Genomic DNA, 22,971 nt, shown 5'->3' on the forward strand with positions numbered 1-22,971 from the left:
CTTTCGGATCAGCGGGGGTTCGGGGTGTCGGAGAGCAGCGCAGCCGCCTCCCGCAGCAGCTCGGTGCCCGTGCCCAGCCACTGGGAGTCCACGGCGGCGCGGCGCAGGAACAGCTGGGCGTCGCAGGCCTCCGTCATGCCGTAAGCGCCGTGCAGGTGCACCGACTCAGCGGCCGCCCGCCGGGCCAGATCGCCCGCCAGGTGCAGCACTTGCGCGCCGGTGCGCCGTACGTCCTGCCCGCGGTCGGCGGCCGCGGCCCCCGAGCGGGCGAAGGCCAGTACGGTCGCCACCTCCGCGGCCAGCGCGGCCAGCCGGTGGGCGGGCGCCTGCTGCCGGGCCAGCGGCTGCCCGAAGGCCTGCCGGGACCTCAGCCGCTCCGCGGCCAGCTCCACCGCGGCCCGCGCGGCTCCCGCCAGCGCGGCGGCCTGCCGGATCCGGGCCGCGGCCAGTACGGCCGGCCAGACCGCGCCCACCGGGTGGACCGCCCCGGACACCGCGGCCCGGTCCAGGTCCACCGCGTACAGGTCGCCGCGGCCGATGTCGTCGCGCCGCGTCAGGCGCACCCCGGGCTGCTCGCGCGGTACGAGGGCCAGTACGGGCTCCCCGTCGGGCCCGGCTCCGACCACCGCCAGGTGGCCGCAGTCGGCCGCGAAGGCGGTGAAGGGCCGGCGGCCGGTGACCGCGTACCCGTCCCCCTCCCGGTGCACGGTGAGCGGGCCGGGCCGGGCGGGCCCGGTCAGCCCGTCCTCGCGGACCGCGAGGGCCAGCCGCTCCGCGCCGCGGGCGACCTGCTCCAGCAGCGGTCCGTACGCCGGATCCCCGGCGGCGGCCAGCAGCGCGGCCGCCGTCACGGTGTCCGCGTACGGGCTCTGGTACAGGGCCGCGCCCATCAGCTCGGCGATGGCGGCCCGTTCGTCCTCCGTGTGCGGGCCGAAGGCGCCCAGCTCGGCCAGGGTGGCCCACACGGCGTCCCGGGTGCCCGCGTCCTCCTCCCCGAGCCGGGCCGCCGGCCCGGCCGCGGCGCCGCGCGGCCGCTCCCCGAGCCGGCGCAGCACCGGCGCCAGCTCCTGCCCGAACAGTTCCCTCAGCCCGTCGAGCACGGCCGTCGTCACAGCAGCCCCAAACCGTTGGTGGCGATCAGAGTGAGCATGACCTCGGAGGTCCCGGAGGCCAGCCGGTGCGAGGGGCCCATCCGCAGCCCCGCCTCCAGCACCCCGCCGTCCGGCGCGGCGCCGTCCCAGGCGGTCAGGACCGCCTCCAGCCCGCAGACCTCCAGGCCGAGGTCGAGCACCGGCCGGATCTGCTCGGTGACGTACCACTTGGCCATCGCCGAGCCGACCGGGTCCGGGCGGCCCGCGCCGAGGTTGCGCACCTGCTGCCAGGCCATGGCGTGCCCGGCGCGCAGCCGGGCGTCGAGTGCGGCGAGCGGCAGCGCGTACGCCGGGTCCGCCAGCCGGCCGGCCGCCGCGGCCCGCTCGGTCACCAGGTCCAGCAGGCGGCGGGCCTTGGCGTGGAAGTCGACCCCGGTGCGCTCCAGCTGGAGCAGGTCGTTCATCAGGGCCCAGCCGTTGTCCACCTCGCCGAGGACGTCGGCCTGCGTGAGGCGCACCCCGTCGATGACGACGAGGTTGAACCGGTCGTTGCACAGCGTCGCAACGGGCTCCACATGGACGCCGGGGGAGCGCAGCGGCAGCAGGAAGAGGGTGATGCCGTGCATCGCGACCGGTGACTCGGTGGTGCGGGCCGCGCACAGCGCCACTTCGCCGTACTGCGACTTCATGTTGTAGACCTTCTGGCCGTACAGCCGCCAGCCGTCGCCGTCGCGGCGCGCGGTGGTGCGCAGCCCCGACAGGTCGGATCCGGCGTCCGGCTCGGTGAAGAGCACGGTGGCGATCTCCTCGCCGGCGGCCAGCGCCGGCAGGTGCCGCTTCCTCTGCTCCTCGGTGCCGACCTCCAGCAGGAACCGCCCGACGATGTCGATGCTGAGGACGTGGACGTCGTCGGGGATCCCGGCGAGCGTCATCTCCTCGGTGACGATGGCCGCCTCGGCGGCGCCCAGGCCCGCCCCGCCGTACTCCTGCGGCCAGTTCGGGGCCAGCCAGCCCCGCTCGCCCAGCCAGCGGTGCACCGGCAGGTGCGTGGCCTCGGTGCCCGGCGGGTACGCGGCGATCTCGGCGGCCAGGGCGCGTACGCGCTCCTCGGCCAGCAGGGCGCGCACCTGCCCGCGGAACTCCTCCTCGGCGGGGGTGAGGGCGCCCGGGTGTCCGCCGGTCACAGCGCACCGTCCCGTCCGGCTTCGGCCGCTTCGGCGGCACCGGCCGCTTCGGCCGCACCGGCGGCTTCCGCCGCCTCGGCGGCTTCGGCGCGCTCCAGCAGGGCCAGCAGCTCGGCGTCGTCGGCCGAGGCCAGCTCCCGCTCCTCGACCAGGTCGGCGAGCTGCCCGAGCGTGCTGTTGACGAACAGGTCGCGCAGTTCCAGCTCCACCCCGAAGCGCTCCCGGACCCGGGCCGCGAACTGGGTGATCTTGAGCGAGTTGCCGCCGACGGCGAAGAAGCCGTCGTGGGTGCTGAAGCCGCCCCGGCTCAGGATCTCCTCCCAGATGCCGGCCAGCGCGAGCTGCGTGGGGGTCGAGGGTGCCTCGAACTCCACGGCGGCCGCGGCCTGTTCGGGCTCCGGCAGCCGGGCCCGGTCCAGCTTCCCGCTCGCCGCCCGCGGCAGCTCGGCGAGCACCGCGAAGAGCGCGGGCACCAGGTGCGCGGGCAGCCGTCCGCCGAGACGGCGGCGCAGCTCCCCGTCGTCCGGCGCCGCCGTCCCCGGGACGGGGACCACGTACGCCACCAGCCGGGCGTCGGCGCCCTCGCCGTGGGCGACGACGACCGCCTCGGCGATCTCAGGCTCCGCGGTCAGCGCCTGCTCGATCTCGCCGGGCTCGATGCGCAGCCCGCGGATCTTGACCTGCTGGTCGACGCGGCCGCGGAACTCCAGGTTCCCGTCGGCCCGGCGGACCACGAGGTCGCCGGTGCGGTAGAGCCGCCCGCGGTCCGTGCCGCCGTCGCCGTCGCCGCCGTCGCCGCCTTCGCTCCCGTCCCCGTACGGGTCCGGTACGAACTTCTGCCCGGTCAGCTCCGGGCTGTTCAGGTAGCCGCGGGCCACCCCGACGCCGCCGACGAGCAGCTCGCCCGGCACCCCGACGGGCACCAGGGAGCCGAACCGGTCCACCACGTGCGCCGTGTAGTTGGCGAGCGGGGTGCCGATGGGCGGCATCGAGTCGTGCACCGTCCGCGGGCACTTGTAGTCGATGCAGGCGACCGTGGCCTCGGTGGGCCCGTAGCCGTTGTGGAACTCGCGCCCGCCGGTGTTCCAGCGGTTGACCAGCTCGCCGGGGAAGGCCTCCAGGCCGACGAAGAGCATCCGCAGCTCCGGCAGCGCCGCCGGGTCGAGCGCCCCGAGCACCGCCGGCGGCAGGTCCGCCACCGTGACGTGCTCGTCCCGCATCAGCGTGGTCAGCCGGTCGGGGTCCAGCAGCGTCTCGCGCGGCGCCTGCACCAGGGCGGCGCCGCTGGTCAGCGCGGAGAAGAAGTCGAACAGGCTGACGTCGTAGGACGGGTTGGCGAACTGGAGCACCCGGTCCCCGGGGCCCATCCGGAACAGCTCCGTGATGGCCCGGGCGAAGTTGACGATCGAGCGGTGCTCCACCTGGACGCCCTTGGGGCGCCCGGTCGAGCCCGAGGTGAAGATCACGTACGCGAGGTTCTCCGGCCCCGCCGAGGCCGGCAGCCGGCCGGGCGCGGGCCCGTCCGCGAGCGCCGGATCGTCAGTGAGCACGGCGGTGACCGCGGCCGGCAGCTCCCCGGCCAGATCGGCCGTGGTGACGGCGGTACGGGCGTCGGCCTCCTCCAGCAGCAGCTCCCAGCGGGCGGCCGGGTGGTCCGGGTCGAGCGGCAGGTAGCCGCCGCCCGCCTTGTGCACGGCGAGGAAGGCCACCGGCAGCGCCGGGCCGCGCCGCGCGAGCACGCCCACCACCGACTCGGGCCCGACCCCCTGCGCGCGCAGCGCGTGGGCGAGGCGGTCGGCCCGCTCGTCGAGCTCCCGGTAGGTCAGCGCCGCGCCCTCGTACACCACGGCCACCGCGTCCGGGTGGGCGTCCGCGACGGACTCGACGAGCTGGTGCAGGCACAGCTCCTCCGTGCCGTACGTGCGCGCGGTGTCGTTCCAGCCGCGGACCAGCTGCCGGTGCTCCGCGTCCGTCAGCAGCGGCAGCTCGCTCAGGCGCAGCTCAGGGTTCTCGGTGACGGCCCGCAGCAGCCGGGCGTAGTGCCCGAACAACCGCTCGATCCGGTCCGTGTCGAACAGCTCGGTGGAGTACTCGGCCCACAGCCGCAGGCCCTGTCCCGGCACCTCGGTCAGCTGCACGGCCAGGTCGAAGCGGGCGGTGCCCGGGTCGGCCGGGTACGGCTCGGCGGACAGCCCGCCCGCCTCGGCCTCGGCGGCCGCCGCGTGCTGGAGGGTGAAGCAGGTCTGGAAGAGCGGGTTGCGGCTCGGGTCGCGCTCGGGGGCCAGCTCGTCCACGAGGGTGCCGAAGGGCAGGTCCTGGTGGAAGTGGGCACCCATCACGGTCTCGCCGGTGCGCCGCAGCAGCTCGCGGAAGGTCGGGTCGCCCTCCGTGGAGGTGCGCAGGACCAGCGTGTTGGAGAAGAAGCCGATGAGGTTCTCGATCTCCGGCCGGGTGCGGCCCGAGAACACCGAGCCGAGGACGATGTCGTCCTGGCCGGTGTAGCGGGTCATCAGCGCGGTGAACGCGGCGAGCACCACCGTCAGCAGGGTGGCCCGCTCGGCCAGGGCCGTGCGGTGCAGTCCGCGCAGCAGCTCGTCCGGCAGCATCTCGGTCAGCGTGGCGCCGTCGCGGGTGGGGTCCGCGGGCCGGGGCCGGTCGGCGGGGAAGTCGAGGGTCGCGGCCCCCGCCAGCCGCTCCCGCCAGTACGCGAGCTGCTTGTCCAGCACCTCGCCGGTCAGGTGGCCGCGCTGCCACACCGCGAAGTCAGCGTACTGCACCGGTAGTTCGGGTAGTACGGGGGCGGACCCGGCCGCCTCGGCCCGGTAGAGGGCGACGAGCTCGCGGGTCAGGATGTCCGTGGACCAGCCGTCGGTGGCGATGTGGTGCATGGCCAGGACCAGGACGTGCTCCTGCGGCCCGAGCCGGACCAGCGAAACCCGCAGCGCGTGCTCGGCGGCCAGGTCGAAGGAGTGCCGGATCTCGGCCCGTACGTGGGCCTCGACCGCGGCCTCCTGCTCCGCGCCGGCGAGCGCGCCGAGGTCGGTGACGGGCAGCGCGACCTCGGCGGGGGCCGGATCGACGTGCTGGTAGGCCACCCCGTTCAGCTCCGGGTAGCGGGTGCGCAGGATCTCGTGCCGCCCCACCAGGGCGGTCAGCGCCCGCCGGAACGCCGGCAGGTCCAGCGGCGCCCGCAGGCGCAGCACGGACGGCGCGTTGTAGACCGGCCTGCCCTGGGACCACTGGTTCAGGAACCACAGCCGCTGCTGGGTGAACGACAGCGGCAGGGCCCGGTCCCGGGCCGCCGGGGTGATCGAGGTGCTCGTAGCCCGCACCGTGGTCCGCTGGCGCTCGCGCAGCGCCAGCAGGGCCTTGCGGGTGTCGGCGAGGCTGCGCGCACCCGCGCCGGCCGCCGCCGTTCCCGTACCGGCCGTCGGCCCTGCGCTCGTTCCGGTCGTCGTCTCGGCCATCGCCGTCAGCTCCCCGTCGTCGTCAGCGGCGCGGCGCCGCCCGTCTCGTGTACGGCGGCCAGCCGTACGGTGGTCCCCGCGCCGCCGAGCGCGCCGGAGACCGGGCCCTTCACCCGGCCGTCGGCCACCACCACCTCGGCCACGGAGCCCAGCAGGGCCTCCCGGGCCGCCTGCAGCTTGGCCTTCATGCCGCCCACGGCCGCGTCCCCCACGGGCCCCTCGGCGGGCACCCGGTACTCGGGCAGCAGCGAGGACTCGTCGCGGTGGTCGGCCAGTACGCCCGGCGCCCCCGTCAGCAGCACCAGCCGCTCGGCCCCCAGGGCCGCGGCGACCGCGGCGGCGGTGCGGTCGGCGTCCACGTTGACCGCGGTGCCGTCCTCGGCGAGGGCCGGTGGCGAGAGCACGGGCACAATGCCGTGCTCCAGCAGCAGGGTCAGCAGGGTCGGATCCACGGTCCGGATCCGGCCGTTGTGGTCGTCGCGGATCATGACGGTGCGGCCGTCGAGCACCGCGCGGTGCGCGGCGGTCCGCCGGGCCCTGACCGTGGCCCCGTCCAGGCCGGTCAGCCCGGCGGCGCGGGCGCCGTAGCGGCCCAGCGCCGCCACCAGGGCGGGCTTGACCTTGCCGGCGAGCGCCAGCTGGAGGACCTCCAGGGTGGCGGGGTCGGTGTAGCGGCTGGAGGAGCCGCTGGGCGTGGTCAGCCGGCGCTGGGGAACACCGAGCCGCTCCGCCAGCAGGTCGACCTCGGCGGCACCGCCGTGCACCAGCACGACACGGCGGCCCGCGGCGGCCAGGGACGCGATGTCGGCGCACATCGCATCCCGGTCGATCGCCGGGCTGCCACCGCATTTGACGACGGTGACGGGGTGAATCATGTGTCGCTGCCTCTCGGATCGGAACGGGGTCGGCCGGGCGGGCGGGGGCCCGGCGCCGCCGGGGAGTCCCGCCGGCGCCGGTGCGGGCGTACGGGGCCTCGTACAGGGCCCGGCACGGTCAGATCGGGTGCAGGCCCGGGAAGCCCAGGGCGGTCCGCTCGTCCCAGCCCATGCGGATGTTCATGCTCTGCACGGCGTTGCCCGCCCCGCCCTTGACGAGGTTGTCCAGCGCCCCGATCACCAGCAGCTGGCGGCTCGGCGCGTCGTAGGCGAAGCCGACGTCGCAGTAGTTGGAGCCGAGCAGCAGCTTCGGCTCCGGGAACCGGTAGTTGCCGCGCTTCTGCGCGACGACGCGGACGAAGGGCTCCCCCGCGTACGCCGTGCGGTAGGCGGCGCGGATCGCCGCCTCCGTGACCCCCGGCTGTGCGGTCGCCCGGATGACGACCTGCACACCGCGGACGGCGTCCACACCGGTGGCCGTCATCAGCGCGTCCAGGCCGGTGGCCTGGCTGATCTCGGCCTGGTGGCGGTGGTTGAGCGGGGCGAACACCCGCAGCACGTTGCTGCGCTCGGAGTGCAGGTTCATCTCGCCCGCCGAGGCACCCGAACCGCTGGAGCCCACCCGGCCGTCCACGGTGACCCGGGACTCGATCAGGCCCGCCGCGGCCAGCGGATTCAGCGCCAGGATCGACGCGCTCGCCATGCAGCCGGGCACGCTCACCAGGTCGGCGGTGCGCAGGCTCTCCCGGTGCAGCTCGGGCAGGCCGCTCACGGCGTCCGCGAGCAGCTCCGGCACCGGGTGCTCCCGGCCGTAGTGCCTGCGGTACAGGGCGGGGTCCTTCAGCCGCAGGTCGGCACTGAGGTCGAAGACCACCTTGCCGCGGGCGGCGAGCTCGGCCCGCCCGGCGGGGTCGTCCAGGCTGGACGCGGTGAAGAAGAGGACGTCGCACTCGGGCAGTTGCTCCGGTGCGACATAGCTGAGGTCGGTCAGACCCCGGAGGTTGGGGTGGCTGCCGTCGACCCGCCTGCCGGACAGGCGGGTCGACGTGGCGGCCACGACCTCGACCTCGGGGTGGCCGAGCAGCATCCGGAGCAGTTCGCCCCCGATGTACCCGGCCCCGCCGACGATCCCGGCACGGATCACTACTCCCCCCAGTCCTCTTCGGCCTCGGGGGCCAAGGCCATGATCAGCGGTTCGCGCGAAACGATTTCGAGTTCCGCCATGCATTCCGCACACTCGACGATTTCGTTGAGTTCCACCTCGGGAGCGACGGAGACGTCTCCGGTGCATTCCGGGCATGCTTCCTTGAGCAAGACAGCATTCCTTTCCATGCGGTATTCGGCATGTTTTCCGCGGGCGTTTCCACCGCAGGTCGAGCCTGCCGGGCGGGGCCCCGCGCAGTCAGTCGGGGATAACCCCTACGCGCCCTGAAGGGCGTGCCCGCGGGCTTCGAGACGGCTCTGGAGTCCCTCCAGGGTCCGGTCGTACGCATCGAGCAGCGCGGCCGTGCGGCGCAGCAGGCCCGCCACCGCGGCGGCCCGGTCCGGGCCCGCCGTGGCCACCGCGATGCGCAGCGCGGACCAGTGGTGGGCCACCCGGTCCACCTCGCGGGCCAGTTCGGCCAGCCGCAGCTCGCCGAAGCGCCGCCCGGCCTCGCGCAGGAACTCGGCGTGCAGCCCGGTCACCGCGAGGACGGGGCCGATGACGACGAAGACCTCGTCCCCGACGGCCGGGTCCTCGGGCAGCCGGTCGAAGGCCCCCGTCAGGAAGGTGCGCAGCCCCGCGAGCCCGCGCAGGTGCCCCGCGGCGGCGTCGGCGGCGGCCGGCTCCGCGCGCAGGGCGCGCAGGTTCGCCGCGGTCACCCGGTCCACGAACTCCGGGTCGAAGGCCGGCTGGTCCTCCCCGATCCGCACCTCCAGCCAGCGGTTGCCGATCGGGTTCGCGGTGAAGAACAGGTCCCGGTCGTGGTGGACCGGGTTGCCCGAGTCCCGGGCGGCGCCCAGCGCGGCCAGCGGGATGGTCCCCTGGAAGGAGGGCGGCACCGGGTCGGCCACGAACACGTCGCCGGTGGTGTCGTCGAAGCCGTACAGCACCATCAGGTGGTTGGTGTGCACGTCGCGGTAGGCCGGCCGGAACGGCAGGTGGAAGTTGTCGGCGGCCACCGCCACCGGGGTGCCCGCCGCCAGCGCGGCCCGCACCTGCTCCCAGCCCGCGCGGGCGTCGGCCGGCTCGTGCCAGTGCGAGTGCACGTCGTGGAAGGGGGCGAGCCCGCCGAAGAGGTCCTCGGCCGCGCCCGGGAAGTAGTACTCCTCGCGGCGGATGTCGCCCGCCGGGTAGTCGAAGCCCCAGCCGGCGCCCAGCGCCTGCACCGGGTCCAGGCCGTGGAAGCCCAGCAGGACCCCGGCCGTCGTGTGCAGGCAGTGCGACAGCTCGTGCCGCCAGTAGCCGACGGGTCCCAGTTCAACTCGCAAGACGGCTCTCCTCGTCCGCTGTGACGGTCATCGCGAAGACGTGCATCGCCGGGTTGTCCGGCAGCCGCACCGCGGCCAGCGGCGCGGGCACGCGCACCGGCACCCGCTGCTGCCAGATCGACGGCGCGTGGTGCAGGTGGGTGTGGCGGGGGTAGCGCATGCTGCCGGTGACGAAGGCCCTCGGCTCGCCGAAGTACGCGGCGGTCTGCGGCCAGAAGTCGCTCATCCGCAGCCACTCCCGGCGCACCGTGCCGTCCGCGTAGTGCAGTTCGACCTCGTCCTCGGTGCGCCGCTCGGCCGCGCCGACCAGACCGATCCAGTCCCAGCGGCCGCCCGGCAGTTCCACCAGCTGCCCGCGGCAGCGGACGTTGTCCCCGGCGGCGCTCTCGCGGGCCGGGAACTCGAAGACGGCCCCCACGAGGTCCACCAGGGAGCCGGGCTCGGGCAGTTCCTCCGCCGGAAACGTATTGCGCCAGATATTGAACCCGTAGTCGCCGGGGGTGTCCGGCGGCTGTATTCCGCGATTGTTGAAATGCGCGGACAGATTGACGACGGTGTTTCCCAATCCCATCACATCCACTATGTTGCGGCTGTGCTCACCACAGAAAAGGCGGCCACTGCCGTCGATATCCAGATCCGATTCCTTGACTCTGTTTCCGCCGCCCCGGAAGACCTCTGCGAGCGGGTGGCGGCGGTCACCGCGGCCGCGTACGCGGCGGGCGACCTCGTCCCCGGCCTCCCCGTCGCCGACGGCGCCCGCGAACGGGCCGAAGACGTACGGGAGGACCTCGCGGCGGGCCGCGGACTGTGGGTCGCCTCCCTCGGCGGTGAGACCGCCGGTTCGGTGCGGGCCGTGGTCCGCCCCGACGGGGACTGGGAGGTGCGCCGGCTGGCGGTTTCCCCCCGGGTGCGCCACGCCGGGCTCGGCCGGCTGCTGCTGCGCCGCCTCGAAGCGGCGGCCGCGGCCGCGGGCGCCCGGCAGGTGGTGCTCGACGCCGTGGTGGAGCGGGGCAACCCGGCGTTCTACGCCCGGGTCGGCTTCCGTACGGTCCGTCACTTCGGCGCCGCCGACAAGCCGCTCTCCGAGGTGCACATGGTGCGCGATCCGCGCGCCCCGCAGGAGCCCGGACCGCCCTACGCCCCCGGCGGGGACGGCTGGGCGGTGTCCTGGTGGGCCGGTCCGTGCGGCACCCGCTGCCGCACCGGGGCGCCGCTGCCCGCCGCCCCGGAGGAGGCGCTGCTCGGCATCGACTTCCTGCCCGGCGCCACGGCGTCCCAACGGGCCGCTGTGGAAGGGGTGTTGGCCGCCTCGGCGGACCGGCGTACCGAGGACGGGCTGTTCTTCGCCCGTCCCGCCGCGCGGATCGAGGCGTTCGCCCAGCCCCGGCTGATCCACACCGGCCTGCTGGCCTGGTGGCGCAGCCCGGCCGCCCGCGCCGCCCGCACCCCGCGCCCCTGAACGGCGGCCCGGCGGCTCGCGGCGGGGCTGCTCGTCGCGAGCCCGCTCGTCGCGGGGCTGCTCATCGCGGGGCGGCGGCCAGCCGGGCCGCCGCCGCGGCGATCTCCGCCGGGCTGATGCCGGCCAGCTCCAGCAACTGCCGCTCGTCGGCGACGTGGTCGAAGAACCGGTCCGGCACCCCGATCCGGTGCACCCGGCACGGCGCATCCTGCGTCACCACCTCGCAGACCGCGGCCCCCAGGCCGCCCGCCACCAGGTGGTCCTCCACCGTGACGATCCCGCCGGTCTCCCGCGCCGCCGCGAGCACGGCCCGGCGGTCCAGCGGCTTGATCGTGTGCATGTTGAGCACCCGGGCGAAGACGCCCCGCCCGGCCAGCTCCCGCGCCGCCTCCAGCGCCATCGACACCGGGTACGGGCCCGTCGCCACGATGGTGACGTCCGTACCGGCGCGCAGCTCGCGCGCCTTGCCGACGGTGAACTCGTACGGCTCCGCGTGCACCAGGGGCGTCGCCGCCCGGCCCAGCCGCAGGAACAGCGGACCCGGCAGGTCCGCCGTGGCGCGCACCGCGTACTCGGTCTCCACCGCGTCCGCTGGCACCACCACGGTCAGGTTCGGCAGCGTCCGCAGGATCGCCAGGTCCTCCACCGCGTGGTGCGTGGGCCCGTAGTGCCCGGCCGACAGCCCGGCGTGGGTCGCCACGATCCGTACCGGCAGGTTGTTCCCGGCGACGTCGATCTTCACCTGCTCGCAGGCGCGGGCCGCCGCGAACCCCGACAGGGTGTTCGCGTACGGCAGCAGACCGGTCGCCGCCAGTCCCGCCGAGACACCCATCAGGTTGGCCTCGGCGATGCCGACGTTGACGTACTGCCGTGGCAGCTCCTCGCCGAACAGCGTCTCCAGGCCGCCCATGTCGGAGTCCACGCAGATGATCCGCGGGTCGGTCCGGGCCAGCTCCAGCAGCGTCCGGCGGTACACCTCGCGCGCGGGGACCGCGTACCGCTCCTCCCAGGACGGCTCGGCGACTCCAACCGCTTCCGCGGCGGTCTCCGGCATCGTGGCGGTCATCGTGCCCTCCTCGCGTTCAGGCCGGTCAGGGCCCGCTGGAACAGCCGAGGCGTCAGCTGCACCGAATGGGACTTCTTCTTGCCCTCGAACAGGGGCACCCCGCGGCCCTTGACCGTCCGCGCCAGCACCACAGTCGGCCGCCCGCCGGTGTCCGGCAGAGCCGCGAACACCTCGCGCAGCGCGCCCAGGTCGTGGCCGTCCACCTCCGCCACCGCCCAGCCGAAGCTGCGCCAGCGGTCGCCCAGCGGCTCCAGGCTCACGCACTCCTCCGTGGAGCCGGAGATCTGCAGCCCGTTGCGGTCGACGACCGCGACCAGGTTGTCGAGCCGGTGGTGGCCCGCGTTCATCGCGGCCTCCCACACCGAGCCCTCCTGGAGCTCGCCGTCGCCCAGCAGGGCGAAGGCCCGCCCCGGCCGGCCCTGGCGGCGCAGCCCCAGCGCGACCCCCGAGGCCAGCGACAGCCCGTGGCCGAGCGATCCGGTGGGGAACTCCACCCCGGGCAGCCGGCGCAGCGGGTGCCCGGCGAGCCGGCTCCCCGGCGCGCCGTACGTCGCCAGTTCGGCCCGGTCGATGAAACCGCGCTGGGCCAGCACCGCGTACAGGGCGGCGCTCGCGTGCCCCTTGCTGAGCACGAACCAGTCCCGGTCCGCCCAGTCGGGCTGCTCCGGCCGCAGCCGCAGCACCTCGTGGTACAGGACGGTCAGGACGTCGGCCGCGGAGAGACTGCCGCCGACGTGGGTGCCGTGCGCGGTGGTGCCCATCCGCAGGACGAGCTCGCGCACCTCGTGCGCCAGGTCCGCCAGGTCCGCCGGAGCGGCCGGAGCAGCCGGAGCGGCCGGGTCCGCGACGGCCGCAGCCGTCGCGGGCGGGTCGAGCAGGGTGCTCACGCGCTCTCCTCAGGGGTGTTGACCGCGGCGTGCCACGGCGGGCGGTACTCCATGGCCCGCGCCAGCGGCAGCAGGTCCTCGATCCGGTCCCAGACCTTCTCGAAGGCCTGCGCGCACCGGTCGAGGACCGGGCCCGCCGCCGGGTTGAGGTGGATCCGCTGGATCGTCAGCGAGTCCTCGATCACGGCCAGCGAGACCGGGAACTCGGAAATGTCGTGGCGCGGCCGGGCCGCGCCCTCGATCCGCCACGGGTAGCCGCCGAAGCCGGACAGCTCCCGGAAGGCCCGCTGCCCCGGCAGCGGCACCACCTGGTACGGGGCCACCGGCACGCCCTCCGCCTTCAGGGCCCGCTGAAGCACCGCGCGCAGCGCCCCGTCGGAGACCTCGGGGTGGCCCAGGCCCGCCGCCGAGAACCGCAGCCGCAGGATGTGCCAGGCGTGCGTGCGGTCGGCGGGGACCTGCGGGGCGAGCAGCCCCGGCAGCCGGCCGATCCGGTCCAGGAAGGACTCCACGTTCTTGGCGCGCAGCGCGTGGTATTCGTCGAGGCGGGCCAACTGGCACCGGGTGAAGGCGGCCTGCACCGCGCTCAGCTTCTCGTTGCCGGCCAGCACCCGCGAGATGTAGTCGCGGTCCTTGCCGGCCCGCAGGTCCTCGCCGAACTGGCGGCGCAGCACGATCCGCTCGTACAGCTCCTCGTCGTCGGTGGTGATCAGCCCGCCCTCGCCGCAGGTCGGCAGGTTCTTGACCACGTTGAGGCTGGTGGCGTTCACATCGCCTATCGAGCCGGCCCGGCGGCCCTGGTACTCGGCGCCCTGGGCCTGCGCGGCGTCCTCGATCAGCTTCAGCCCGCGGCTGTCGGCGAGCGCCCGCAGCGCCGCCATGTCGGCGGGCAGGCCGTGCAGGTGCACCACGACGATCGCCCGGGTCCGCTCGGTGACGGCCGCGGCGGCCGCCTGCGGGTCCATCGTGAAGGTGACCGGGTCCACGTCGACGAAGACGGGCACCAGCAGCCGCTGCACCACCGGGATCGCGGTCCCGATGAAGGTCAGCGCGGGCACCAGCACCTCGGAGCCCGGCTCCAGGTCGAGCGCGGCCAGCGCCAGTTCCAGGGCCGCCGTCCCGTTGGAGACGGCCGCGCAGTAGCGGGTCCCGGTGTACGCGGCCCAGTCGCGCTGGAGCGCGGACACCTCGCCGCGCCCCGCGTCGTTGGAGGTGAACAGACCGCCGTCCAGCACCCCGCGGACCGCGGCGTGCTCCTCCTCGGTGATCACCGGCCAGCCGGTGAGCTCCTTGCCCATGTCCTGCCGGCGCAGCGACTTGGCGCCGCCGAACATCGCCAGTGTGCCGCTCATGTCGTCACCAGACCGCTCTCGTGGGGATCGGGCAGGCCGGCGGGCGCCGGTGCCACCGTGGTCAGCGCGAGGAGTACGAGCCCCTCCTGCTCGGGCAGCCGTACGCGCTCCAGCTCGTCGCGGCGGGTCACCGGTACCCGCAGCCGTACGGCCGCACCCGCCGGGATCTGCGCGGTCTCGGGGTCCGTGCCCCCGGCGAAGTGCAGCCACAGCGTCGCCTCGGCCGCCGCGGCGGCGCGCACCTGGAGGTGCAGCCAGTCGTAGCGGCCGCGGGGCACCTCCAGCACCCGGCCGTCGAAGGGCACAGGGCCGGCCAGCGGTATGGCGGCCAGGCGGCCGGGCGCGCGGCTCACTGCGCGTCCCAGACGGCGAGCCGGGCCAGGACGTAGTCCACGTACGCGCCCACCAGGTCGGTGCCCAGGACCTCGATCGCCCCGTGGAACTCGGGGGTGTGGTTGACCTCGTTGACGACCATCCGGCCGTCCTTGTGCTCGATGACGTCGACGCCGAGGACGCCCTCGCCGATCGCCTCGGCGGTCGCGGTCAGCAGCTTGACCAGGTCGTCGGTGAGCGGACACACCTCGGTGCGGCCACCGAGCGCCGTGTTGGTGCGCCAGTTCTCGGAGATCTTGTAGATCGCGCCGACCACCTCGCCGCCGAAGACGTACGCCTTGATGTCGCGGCCGGGCTTGTCGATGTACTCCTGCACGTAGGTGATCTGGTGGTGCGGCCCGGGCAGCGCCGCCCGGTGCTCGAAGATCGCCTCGGCGCCCTCGTGGTCGTGCAGCCGCGCGCCCATCCGGCCCCAGGAGCCGGTCAGCGGCTTGACCACCGCGGGGTAGCCGAAGGCGTCCAGCGCGTCCAGCGCCGCGTCCGGGACCAGCCCGACCATCGCGCGCGGGGTGGGCAGTCCGCCCTCCCGCAGGGCGAGGGTGGTCAGCAGCTTGTCCCCGCAGAGGTTGATGATCCGCGAACTGTTGAGCACCGGCACGCCCAGGTGCTCCAGCAGCCGGCTCGCGTACGCGTTGCGGGTGTGCGAGATCTCCCGGCTGAGCGCGCCCCGGTAGGGCAGCGCGCCCGGCCCGTCGAGCTGGAACGTCAGGCGCCGGGTGTCGAGCTGTTCGAACTCGATGTCCCGCTTGCGCAGTTCGGCCAGGAGCAGGCGCTCCTCCAGCCGCACGCGCGAGGTCAGTACCGCCAGCGGTCGTCGTGCTGTGTTCACGGCGTGCCGCCTCCCATTCCGTTGAGGGCACCGGTCGTGGTGCCGAGGGCCACCGACTGCGCCAGCCGCGGCAGCGCCGCCGTCAGGACGTCGATGGCGGTGAGGTATTCCGGCAGAGCGATGTGCTCGTCCTCGGTGTGGCAGTAGCGGGAGTCGCCGGGACCGTACGCGGCCGTCGGCACCCCCCAGACAGGACCCACCACGTTCCAGTCGGCGGTGCCCAGCTTCAGCTTCGGTACCGGCCGGGCGCCCGTCTGCCGGATGGCGGCCGACAGGGCCTTGACCACCGGGTCGGTGCGCGAGGACCGCACCGCCTCGACGTGTTCGACGACGGTGATCCGCCGTCCGCCCGCCAGTTCGCCGAGCGCGGCCCGGAAGGCGGCCGCGTCGAAGTGCACCGGCACCCGGCACGACACCTCGATCCAGGCCTCCTCCAGGCCGCCGCCCAGGGCGACCACCGAGGGCAGCGCCTGGTCGAACAGGGCGCTCGCGGTCCCGGGCCCGTAGCGGCGCAGGAGCCACTCCCGTACGCCGAACCAGAAGTCCGCGACGATCTCCGCGGCCGTCGCCTCGGGCGAACTGGTGTGCGCGGCCGGCTGCTCGGCGGTCATCCGGAACCGGAAGACGCCCTTGTAGCCGATCCCCACGCAGGTGGCCCCGCTCGGCTCGCCGATGACCACGGCGTCCGGGCGCATCAGGCCGGCCAGGTGGCGGGCGCCGGCCGAGGTGCGCTCCTCGTCCACCGCGCCGACCACCGTGATCCGCGCGTCGGTGGTGTCCGCGAGGCGGGCCGCCGCGCAGACCATCGCGGCGAGCGGCCCCTTCGCGTCGACCGTGCCGCGCCCGTACAGGACGTCGCCCGACAGCCGGATGGGCACCTCGCCCGGCACGGTGTCCATGTGGCCCAGCAGCAGCAGGTGCGGCCCGTCGGCCGGGCCGACCGAGCCGTGTACGTTCCCGGCCGCGTCGACGTGCGTGTCGAAGCCGAGCCGGTCCATCGACGCGGCCAGGAAGGACCCGACCGCGGCCTCGGTGCCCGAGACGGAGGGGATGTCGACGAGCGAGCGCAGCAGCGCGGTCTCGCCCGTACGGTCCATGGCGCTCACGCCCGCGTCACCCGCCGGCCGGGACGGCCGGGACGGCCGGGACGGCCGGGACGGCCGGGACGGCCGGGTTGAGGTCGACCAGCAGCATGTCGCGCACCGCCGTACCGTCCAGCGGGCTGATCGGGGACACCTCGTGCGTCACCCGGGCGTCGTCGACGAACATCGAGTCCAGCGGGTCGAGCAGGGTCAGCCGGACCGGCTCGCCGCCCTCGGGGTGCACAGTCGAGAGCCCGCCGCCGCACCGGTCCCGGCGCAGCAGGTGCATCCCGACGTACGCGTGCCCGTCGCGGTGGCGGCCCTCCGGGGTCGGTTCGCCCTCGCCGCCCGGCTCGGCCAGGATGCGGATCAGGTGGACGCCGACCTCCCAGGAGGTGGTGCCGCTCAGTTGCGCGGCCGCCCGGGCGTCCAGCCCCACGAGCGCGAGCATGCCCTCGTGCAGCAGCACCTCGGGGGCGATCGGCGCGAACACCCGGTCCTGCCCCCGCCACATGTGGATCACGTCCTGGCGGAACGAGGCGTGCGGCAGCGGCGCGAACGAGGCCGTGCCGTCCGCCTCCACCTCCACCCGCAGCCGCCCGTAGCGCCGCAGCCGGAACAGCTTCCCGCCGGGGATGCCGGTGTCCGGCTCCAGGTCCTCCCAGGCCGCGCGGAAGTCCTCCAGGGCGTCCGCGGGCAGCAGGTGCCGGATCCGGTCGCGGCGCAGGCAGGTGAAGCCGGCCCGGGCCGTCTCCCGGGCCAGGCCGTCGGCGCAGTCGCCGGCCGGCGGTCGGGTCCGGACTGCCTCGTCCGGCGCGGTCACTCCCGTACTTGTCACGATCGCCCCTTCAGCAATGATGCGTATGACCGGCGATCACGCTGCCGGTCCGGGCCGCGGCGAAGGAGTCCGGATTTCCCCCGACTCCACTCGCGCGCCCGTCCCGGGGAGGCTTCGGGCCAGACACACACGTCGACGAGGAGCCCCGGCATGCCGCGAAACGTCAACGACCGACTGGCACAGCTCACCCCGCAGCAGCGCGCCGCGCTGCTGGGGGAGCTGCGCGCCAACCGTGAGCCGCGGCAGGGCAGCGACCGCATCGCCGCCGCCGGCCGCGACGAGCCGCTGCCGCTGTCGTCCGTACAGCAGAGCCTGTGGTTCCTCGACCAGTGGTCCGACGGGCTGGCCTTCTACAACACCCCGCTCGCGCTGCGCCTGCGCGGCCCCCTCGACGTGCCCCTGCTGCGCTCCGCCCTGAGCACCGTCGTCGCCCGGCACGAGACCCTGCGCACCCGCTACCTCGCCACCCCCGACGGCCCCCGCCAGATCGTCGACGCGCCCGCGCCCGCCACCCTGGAGCTGCTCGACCTCTCCGCGCTGCCCGCCGCCGAACGCGAGGCGCGCACCCGCGAGACCGCCTCCCGCGAGGCCCGCCGCCGCATCGACCTGTCGGCCGGCCCGATGCTGCGCGCCACCCTCGCCAAGCAGGGCCCCGACGAGCACGTCCTGGTGCTGTCCATGCACCACATCGCCACCGACGGCTGGTCCACCACCCGCATGGTGCAGGAGCTCACCGAGTGCTACCTGGCCGGGCGGGCCGGCCGCGCCCCCGTCCTGCCCGAACTGCCCATCCAGTACGCCGACTACGCCGTCTGGCAGCGCGACCGGCTGGCCGGCGAGGCCGGCGCCCGCTCCCTGGCGTACTGGCGCGAGCGCCTGGACGGGCTGCCCGCCCTCCAGTTCCCCGCCGACCGGCCGCGCCCCGCCGACCCGAAGTGGACCGGCGCCGAGGTGAGCGCGTACCTGGAACCCGCGCTCCACCGCGACCTGGAGGCCCTCGCCCGCAGCGAGCGCACCCGGCTGCTGCCGGTGGCCGTCGCCGGACTCGCCGCCCTGATGTCCCGCTACACCGGCCAGGAGGACATCGCCCTCGGCTCCGTCTTCTCGGGCCGCACCCGCACCGAGTTCGAGCCGCTCATCGGCTACTTCGCCAACACCGTCGTCCTGCGCACCTCCACCGCGGGCGACCCCACCTTCCGCGAGCTGCTGGCCCGTACGGGCGACGCCGTCTCCGACGCGCACAAGCACCAGGAGCTCCCCTTCGACCAGCTCGTCGGCGAACTGCGGCCCGAGCGCGACCAGAGCCGCAACCCCCTCTTCCAGCACGCGATCTACCAGCTGGGCACGCCGGTGGAGACCGTCCGCATGGGGGACATCGAACTCACCGGTCTGCCGCTGCACATGGGCACCACCAAGTTCGACTGGACGATCGGCCTCTCCGAGCGCTCCACCGGCGGCGTCGACCTGATGACCGAGTACGCCACCGAACTCCACGACGGCGACCGCATCGAGCGGATGCTCGGCCACTACCGCCGGGTCCTGGAGAGCGCCGTCTCCCGCCCCGACGCCCGCCTCTCCGAGCTCGCCGTCCTCACCCCCGCCGAGCACGAGCGGATCCTGGTCCGCTGGAACGACACCGCCGTCCCCGTCGAGACCGCCGGCGGGGTCCCCGCCGCCTTCGCCGCCCAGGTCGCCCGCACCCCCGAAGCCACGGCGGTCGTCCACCGGGGCGCCGCCCTCGACTACGCGGCCCTGGACCGGCGCGCCAACCGGATCGCCCACCGCCTGCGCACACTCGGCGTCGGCCCCGGCACCCTGGTCGGCGTCTGCCTCTCCCGCGGCCTCGACATGCCCGCGGGCCTCCTCGGCGTCCTCAAGTCCGGCGCCGCCTTCGTCCCCCTCGACCCCGACTACCCGGCGGCCCGCCTCGGCCACGTCCTCGGCGACGCCCGGCCCGCCGCCGTCCTCGTCGACGCGGACAGCACCGCCCGGCTGACCGCCGCGGCCGCCCTCGCCGAGGGCTCCGAGCCGGCCTTGCTCGACCTGTCCGCCGACGCCCTCGACGACGCCCCCGACACCGACCCCGGCGTCACCGTCGCCCCGCACGACCTCGCGTACGTCACGTACACCTCGGGCTCCACCGGAAAGCCCAAGGGCGTCATGGTCGAGCACGCCCAGCTCCTCAACCTCTTCCGCGGGCTCGACGACCGGGTCGGCGAGCACTCGCCGGGCACCTGGCTCGCCATCAGCAGCATCTCCTTCGACATGTCCGAGGTCGAGATGTTCTGGACGCTGACCCGCGGCTTCAAGGTGGTCGTGGCCTCCGGCCGCCCGCACGAGCTGCTGCGCTCCGCCCCCGCCCGGCGCACCCGCCCCATGGAGTTCGGCCTCTTCTACTTCGCCAGTGACTCCGGCGACGACGCCCCCGGCGGCAACCGCTACCGGCTCCTGCTGGAGGGCGCCAAGTTCGCCGACCGCCACGGCTTCTCCGCCGTGTGGACCCCCGAACGCCACTTCCACGCCTTCGGCGGCCTCTACCCGGCACCCTCCGTCACCGCCGCCGCGCTCGCCATGGTCACCGAGAACATCGCGATCCGCTCCGGCAGCGTGGTCATGCCGCTGCACCACCCGGTGCGCGTCGCCGAGGAGTGGTCCGTCGTCGACAACCTCTCCGGCGGCCGCGTCGGCATGGCCTTCGCCTCCGGCTGGCTCCACGACGACTTCGTCTTCGCCCCCGAGAACTACGAGGACCGCAAGCAGGTCATGATCGACGGCGTGCGGACCGTACGGTCACTGTGGCGCGGGGAGTCGGCCACGCTGACCGCCGGCAACGGCAAGGACGTCGAGGTCCGCATCCGGCCCCGCCCCGTCCAGAACGAACTGCCCGTCTGGCTCTCCTCCGGCGGCACCCCCGCCACCTTCAAGGCCGCCGCCGAACAGGGCGCCAACATCCTCACCCACCTGCTCGGCCAGGACCTCGACCAGCTCGCCGAGTCCATCCGGCTCTACCACGACACCTGGCGGGAGAAGTTCGGCGCCGAGGGCGGCAAGGTCACCCTCATGCTGCACACCTTCCTCGACGAGGACCGCGACCGGGCCCTGACGCTGGTCCGCGAGCCGTTCATCGACTACCTGCGCACCTCCCTGGACCTGGTCCGGGTCCTGGGCCAGCGCATGGGCGTGGACGTCGACCCCCGCAACATCGGCGAGGACGACCTCGACGCCCTCCTCGGCCACGCCTTCGACCGGTACGTGCACACCAGCGGCCTGTTCGGCACCCCCGAGGACTGCCTGGAGCTGATCGACAAGCTCTCCGCCATCGGCGTCGACGAACTCGCCTGCCTCGTCGACTTCGGCATCGACGCCGACGACGTACTGGGCGGCCTGGAACACCTCGACCGGCTGCGCGTCCTCGCGGGCGACCCGCTGGGGCGGGCGCGGCAGGAAACCGGGACGTCCACGGGATCCGGCCACAACGCCTCCCTCGCCGAGCTGATCGCCGAGCACGGCGTCACCCACCTCCAGTGCACGCCCTCCCTCGCCCAGCTGATGCTCGACGACCCCTCCGGAGCGGCCCGCGAGGCCCTCGGAGCCCTCGACGTCCTGCTGGTCGGCGGCGAGGCGGTGCCCACCGCGCTGGCCCTGCGGCTGCGCGAGGCCACCGGCGCCAGCTTCCACAACATGTACGGGCCCACCGAGACCACCGTCTGGTCCACCGCGGCGGCCATCGACGGCTCCGACACCGAGGCCCCCACCGTCCCCGTCGGCACCCCCATCGCCAACACCGCGGTCTACGTCCTCGACGCGCACGGCGCCCCGCTGCCCGTCGGCGTGCCCGGCGAGCTCCACATCGGCGGCGACGGCGTCTCCCGCGGCTACCACAACCTGCCGGAGCTGACCCGCGAGCGGTTCCTGCCCGACCCGTTCCGGCAGGACCGGGCAGGCGGCGCCCGCATGTACCGCACCGGCGACCTCGCCAAGTGGCTGCCCGACGGCCGCCTGGAGTTCCTCGGCCGCGGCGACGACCAGGTCAAGGTCCGCGGCTACCGCGTCGAACTCGGCGAGGTCGAGACGGCCCTGCGCGACCACCCCGGCGTCGGCTCCTGCGTGGTGGCCGCCCGCGGCCCGGCCGGAGCCCAGTACCTGGCGGCCTACCTGGTGGCCGCTCCCGGCCAGGGCGCCCCCGGCGCCGACGCGCTCCGCGCCCACCTGCGCGAGCGGCTGCCCGAGTTCATGGTGCCCGCCCGCTACACCGTGCTGGACGCGCTCCCGCTCAACGCCAACGGCAAGGTGGACCGGTTCAAGCTGCCCGACCCCTCCGCCGCGGCCGCCGACGGCCCCGCCCAGGCCCCCGCCACCCCCACCCAGAAGATCCTCGCCGAGGTGTGGCAGCAGCTCCTGGAGGTCCCCTCGGTCGGCATCCACGACAACTTCTTCGACCTCGGCGGACACTCCATCACCGTCATCCGGGCCGTCGACTTCGCCAACAAGCGCGGCGTGCGCATCACCGCCCGCCAGCTCTTCCAGCACCAGACCGTGGCCGAACTGGCCGCCGTCGCCGACCAGGAGGCCGCCTCGGCATCCACGGCCGGCGCCGTGCCCGCACCGGGCGGCACCCTCACCCTCCTCAAGTCCGGCTCCGGGCAGCTGCCCCCGCTGTTCTGCGTCCACTCCAGCACCGGAACCTCCGCCTCCTACTTCCCGCTGGCCCAGCACCTCGAAGAGGACCGGACCGTCTACGGCATCGACGCCGCGCCCATCGTCCCCGGCGCTCCCGAGGACTCCCTCGACGAGCTCGCGCAGCGCTACCGGGACGCGATCCGCGAGGTGCAGCCCGAGGGCCCGTACCACCTGCTCGGCTGGTCGCTCGGCGGCGGCATCGCCTGGGCGGTGGCCTCGCTGCTCCAGGCCGAGGGCGCCGAGGTGGCGCTGCTGGCCCTGGTGGACACCCAGCCGCCGGCGCAGCTGCCCGAGCCGCTCGGCCACGCCGAGTCTGTGTGCGCCTTCGCCGACAGCTTCGCCCTGTCCATGGGCCGGCCCCCGCTGCACACCGACCCGGACACCGTCCGCGCCCTGCCGCAGGAGGCCGCGTACGAGGCGGTGCTCGGCCGGCTCGCCGAGGCGGGCCTGGTCCGCGACGGGGAGGACGGGGAGATCCTGGCCCGGGCCCGGATGTTCACCGCCATGACCCGGGCGGCCTCCACCTGGCGGGCCACCCCGTACCGCGGGCCCGTCGAACTGCTCGTCGCCGACGACCCGGGCGATCTGGACTGGTTCCGCCGGGGCTGGGAGCGGCACGCCGACGGCCCGGTCCGCACCCGGCTCGTGCCCGGCACCCACTTCACCGTCATGCAGGGCACCGGCGCCAAGGACATCGCCGCCGCGCTCGGCGAACTGCTCCCGGAAAGCCGCCTCGGATGACCGTCATGGAGACGCCGCGGGCCGCGAGGCCCGCACTGGACACCCTGCTGCGGTCGGTCTTCCGCCAGCACGCCGCCGGGGTCGCGGTGATCACCGCCCGCGGGGCGGACGGCCGCCCCCACGGGTTCACCGCGACCTCGCTGATCTCGGTCTCCGCCGACCCGCCGGCCCTGGCCTTCGCGATCTCCGGCGGAGCCTCCAGCTGGCCGGCGGTCGCCGCCGCCGAGCACGTCGCGGTGCACCTGCTGGGCGAGGACCAGGCCGCGCTGGCCGCGGTCTTCGCCCGCAGCGGCGCCGACCGGTTCGCCGCGGCCGACTGGTCGCCCGGCCCCCGCGGGGCCCCGGTGCTCTCCGGGGTCCTCGCCTGGCTGGTGTGCCGGGTGACCGCCCGGGTCCCGGCGGGCGACCACCGCATCGTGGTGGCCGAACTGGTCACGGGGGACCCGGGCCCCGCGGACCGCCTCCCCCTCCTCTACCGCGCGGGCGCCTTCACGGCACTGCGCCCCACCGCCCCCTGACCGCAACCCGGGCCGGGGCGGGTCCCCTCCCGCCCCG

18 protein-coding genes are annotated in these 22,971 nt (G+C 74.9%); 3 read left to right on the forward strand and 15 right to left on the reverse strand.

Annotation, left to right across the window (positions count from 1 at the left end):
- Positions 1 to 8 precede the first annotated feature (8 nt).
- From ACIQU4_RS40520 to ACIQU4_RS40555, 8 genes are all read right to left on the reverse strand, one after another.
- Complete coding sequence (locus ACIQU4_RS40520) at positions 9 to 1,112, reverse strand: acyl-CoA dehydrogenase family protein (RefSeq protein ID WP_403742370.1); 1,104 nt, start codon at positions 1,110 to 1,112, stop codon at positions 9 to 11.
- Positions 1,109 to 2,275: an acyl-CoA dehydrogenase family protein gene (locus ACIQU4_RS40525; protein WP_403742373.1), complete on the reverse strand. Its 1,167-nt coding sequence runs from the start codon at positions 2,273 to 2,275 to the stop codon at positions 1,109 to 1,111. The genes ACIQU4_RS40520 and ACIQU4_RS40525 overlap by 4 nt, the downstream gene beginning before the upstream one ends.
- A complete protein-coding gene (locus ACIQU4_RS40530) occupies positions 2,272 to 5,742 on the reverse strand; it encodes an amino acid adenylation domain-containing protein (protein ID WP_403742375.1) in 3,471 nt (1,156 codons plus the stop codon). Before ACIQU4_RS40530 ends, ACIQU4_RS40525 begins: the two co-directional genes overlap by 4 nt.
- 5 nt (positions 5,743 to 5,747) lie before the next feature.
- Positions 5,748 to 6,617 carry a [LysW]-aminoadipate kinase gene (locus ACIQU4_RS40535; RefSeq protein ID WP_403742378.1) on the reverse strand — a complete coding sequence of 290 codons (870 nt, stop codon included), beginning with the start codon at positions 6,615 to 6,617 and terminating at the stop codon, positions 5,748 to 5,750.
- 118 nt (positions 6,618 to 6,735) lie between these two features.
- The gene (gene argC, locus ACIQU4_RS40540; RefSeq protein WP_331741965.1) at positions 6,736 to 7,761 is read right to left on the reverse strand and encodes an N-acetyl-gamma-glutamyl-phosphate reductase; all 1,026 of its coding nucleotides are present in this window, start codon (positions 7,759 to 7,761) and stop codon (positions 6,736 to 6,738) included.
- Complete coding sequence (locus ACIQU4_RS40545) at positions 7,761 to 7,931, reverse strand: lysine biosynthesis protein LysW (RefSeq protein ID WP_229335785.1); 171 nt, start codon at positions 7,929 to 7,931, stop codon at positions 7,761 to 7,763. The genes argC and ACIQU4_RS40545 overlap by 1 nt, the downstream gene beginning before the upstream one ends.
- Positions 7,932 to 8,036: 105 nt before the next feature.
- Positions 8,037 to 9,089 (reverse strand): BtrH N-terminal domain-containing protein, encoded by a 1,053-nt coding sequence (locus tag ACIQU4_RS40550; RefSeq protein ID WP_403742381.1) that lies wholly within the window; start codon positions 9,087 to 9,089, stop codon positions 8,037 to 8,039.
- Entirely contained in the window at positions 9,079 to 9,660 is a 582-nt protein-coding gene (locus ACIQU4_RS40555) for a hypothetical protein (RefSeq protein ID WP_403742384.1), read from the reverse strand. The genes ACIQU4_RS40550 and ACIQU4_RS40555 overlap by 11 nt, the downstream gene beginning before the upstream one ends.
- A 21-nt stretch (positions 9,661 to 9,681) precedes the next feature.
- On the opposite strand from ACIQU4_RS40555, the gene ACIQU4_RS40560 reads away from it, so the two are divergent.
- On the forward strand, positions 9,682 to 10,548 hold the full coding sequence (locus tag ACIQU4_RS40560) for a GNAT family N-acetyltransferase (RefSeq protein WP_403742387.1): 867 nt from the start codon (positions 9,682 to 9,684) through the stop codon (positions 10,546 to 10,548).
- A 61-nt stretch (positions 10,549 to 10,609) separates the two neighbouring features.
- Here ACIQU4_RS40560 and ACIQU4_RS40565 read toward each other — a convergent pair whose 3' ends face one another.
- From ACIQU4_RS40565 to ACIQU4_RS40595, 7 genes are read right to left on the reverse strand one after another with little or no spacing between them, the layout of a single operon-like run.
- Entirely contained in the window at positions 10,610 to 11,614 is a 1,005-nt protein-coding gene (locus tag ACIQU4_RS40565; RefSeq protein ID WP_403742389.1) for a transketolase family protein, read from the reverse strand.
- Positions 11,611 to 12,501: a transketolase gene (locus ACIQU4_RS40570; RefSeq protein ID WP_403742392.1), complete on the reverse strand. Its 891-nt coding sequence runs from the start codon at positions 12,499 to 12,501 to the stop codon at positions 11,611 to 11,613. The genes ACIQU4_RS40565 and ACIQU4_RS40570 overlap by 4 nt, the downstream gene beginning before the upstream one ends.
- On the reverse strand, positions 12,498 to 13,853 hold the full coding sequence (locus ACIQU4_RS40575; RefSeq protein ID WP_403742395.1) for a DegT/DnrJ/EryC1/StrS family aminotransferase: 1,356 nt from the start codon (positions 13,851 to 13,853) through the stop codon (positions 12,498 to 12,500). Before ACIQU4_RS40575 ends, ACIQU4_RS40570 begins: the two co-directional genes overlap by 4 nt.
- On the reverse strand, positions 13,850 to 14,206 hold the full coding sequence (locus tag ACIQU4_RS40580) for a hypothetical protein (protein WP_403742398.1): 357 nt from the start codon (positions 14,204 to 14,206) through the stop codon (positions 13,850 to 13,852). The genes ACIQU4_RS40575 and ACIQU4_RS40580 overlap by 4 nt, the downstream gene beginning before the upstream one ends.
- Positions 14,203 to 15,075, reverse strand: coding sequence for a lysine biosynthesis protein LysX (gene lysX, locus ACIQU4_RS40585; protein ID WP_403742401.1), 873 nt, complete (start codon positions 15,073 to 15,075; stop codon positions 14,203 to 14,205). The genes ACIQU4_RS40580 and lysX overlap by 4 nt, the downstream gene beginning before the upstream one ends.
- Positions 15,072 to 16,172, reverse strand: a complete 1,101-nt coding sequence (locus tag ACIQU4_RS40590; RefSeq protein WP_403742449.1) for a M20/M25/M40 family metallo-hydrolase — start codon at positions 16,170 to 16,172, stop codon at positions 15,072 to 15,074. Before ACIQU4_RS40590 ends, lysX begins: the two co-directional genes overlap by 4 nt.
- Before the next feature lie 16 nt (positions 16,173 to 16,188).
- Positions 16,189 to 16,995, reverse strand: a complete 807-nt coding sequence (locus tag ACIQU4_RS40595; RefSeq protein WP_403742403.1) for a 2OG-Fe dioxygenase family protein — start codon at positions 16,993 to 16,995, stop codon at positions 16,189 to 16,191.
- A 150-nt stretch (positions 16,996 to 17,145) separates the two neighbouring features.
- On the opposite strand from ACIQU4_RS40595, the gene ACIQU4_RS40600 reads away from it, so the two are divergent.
- Complete coding sequence (locus tag ACIQU4_RS40600; protein WP_403742406.1) at positions 17,146 to 22,416, forward strand: MupA/Atu3671 family FMN-dependent luciferase-like monooxygenase; 5,271 nt, start codon at positions 17,146 to 17,148, stop codon at positions 22,414 to 22,416.
- Complete coding sequence (locus ACIQU4_RS40605) at positions 22,413 to 22,934, forward strand: flavin reductase family protein (protein WP_403742409.1); 522 nt, start codon at positions 22,413 to 22,415, stop codon at positions 22,932 to 22,934. The genes ACIQU4_RS40600 and ACIQU4_RS40605 overlap by 4 nt, the downstream gene beginning before the upstream one ends.
- The last annotated feature ends 37 nt before the right edge of the window (positions 22,935 to 22,971 follow it).

The organism is Streptomyces sp. NPDC090741 (assembly GCF_044769045.1).
Taxonomy (GTDB): Bacteria; Actinomycetota; Actinomycetes; order Streptomycetales; family Streptomycetaceae; genus Streptomyces.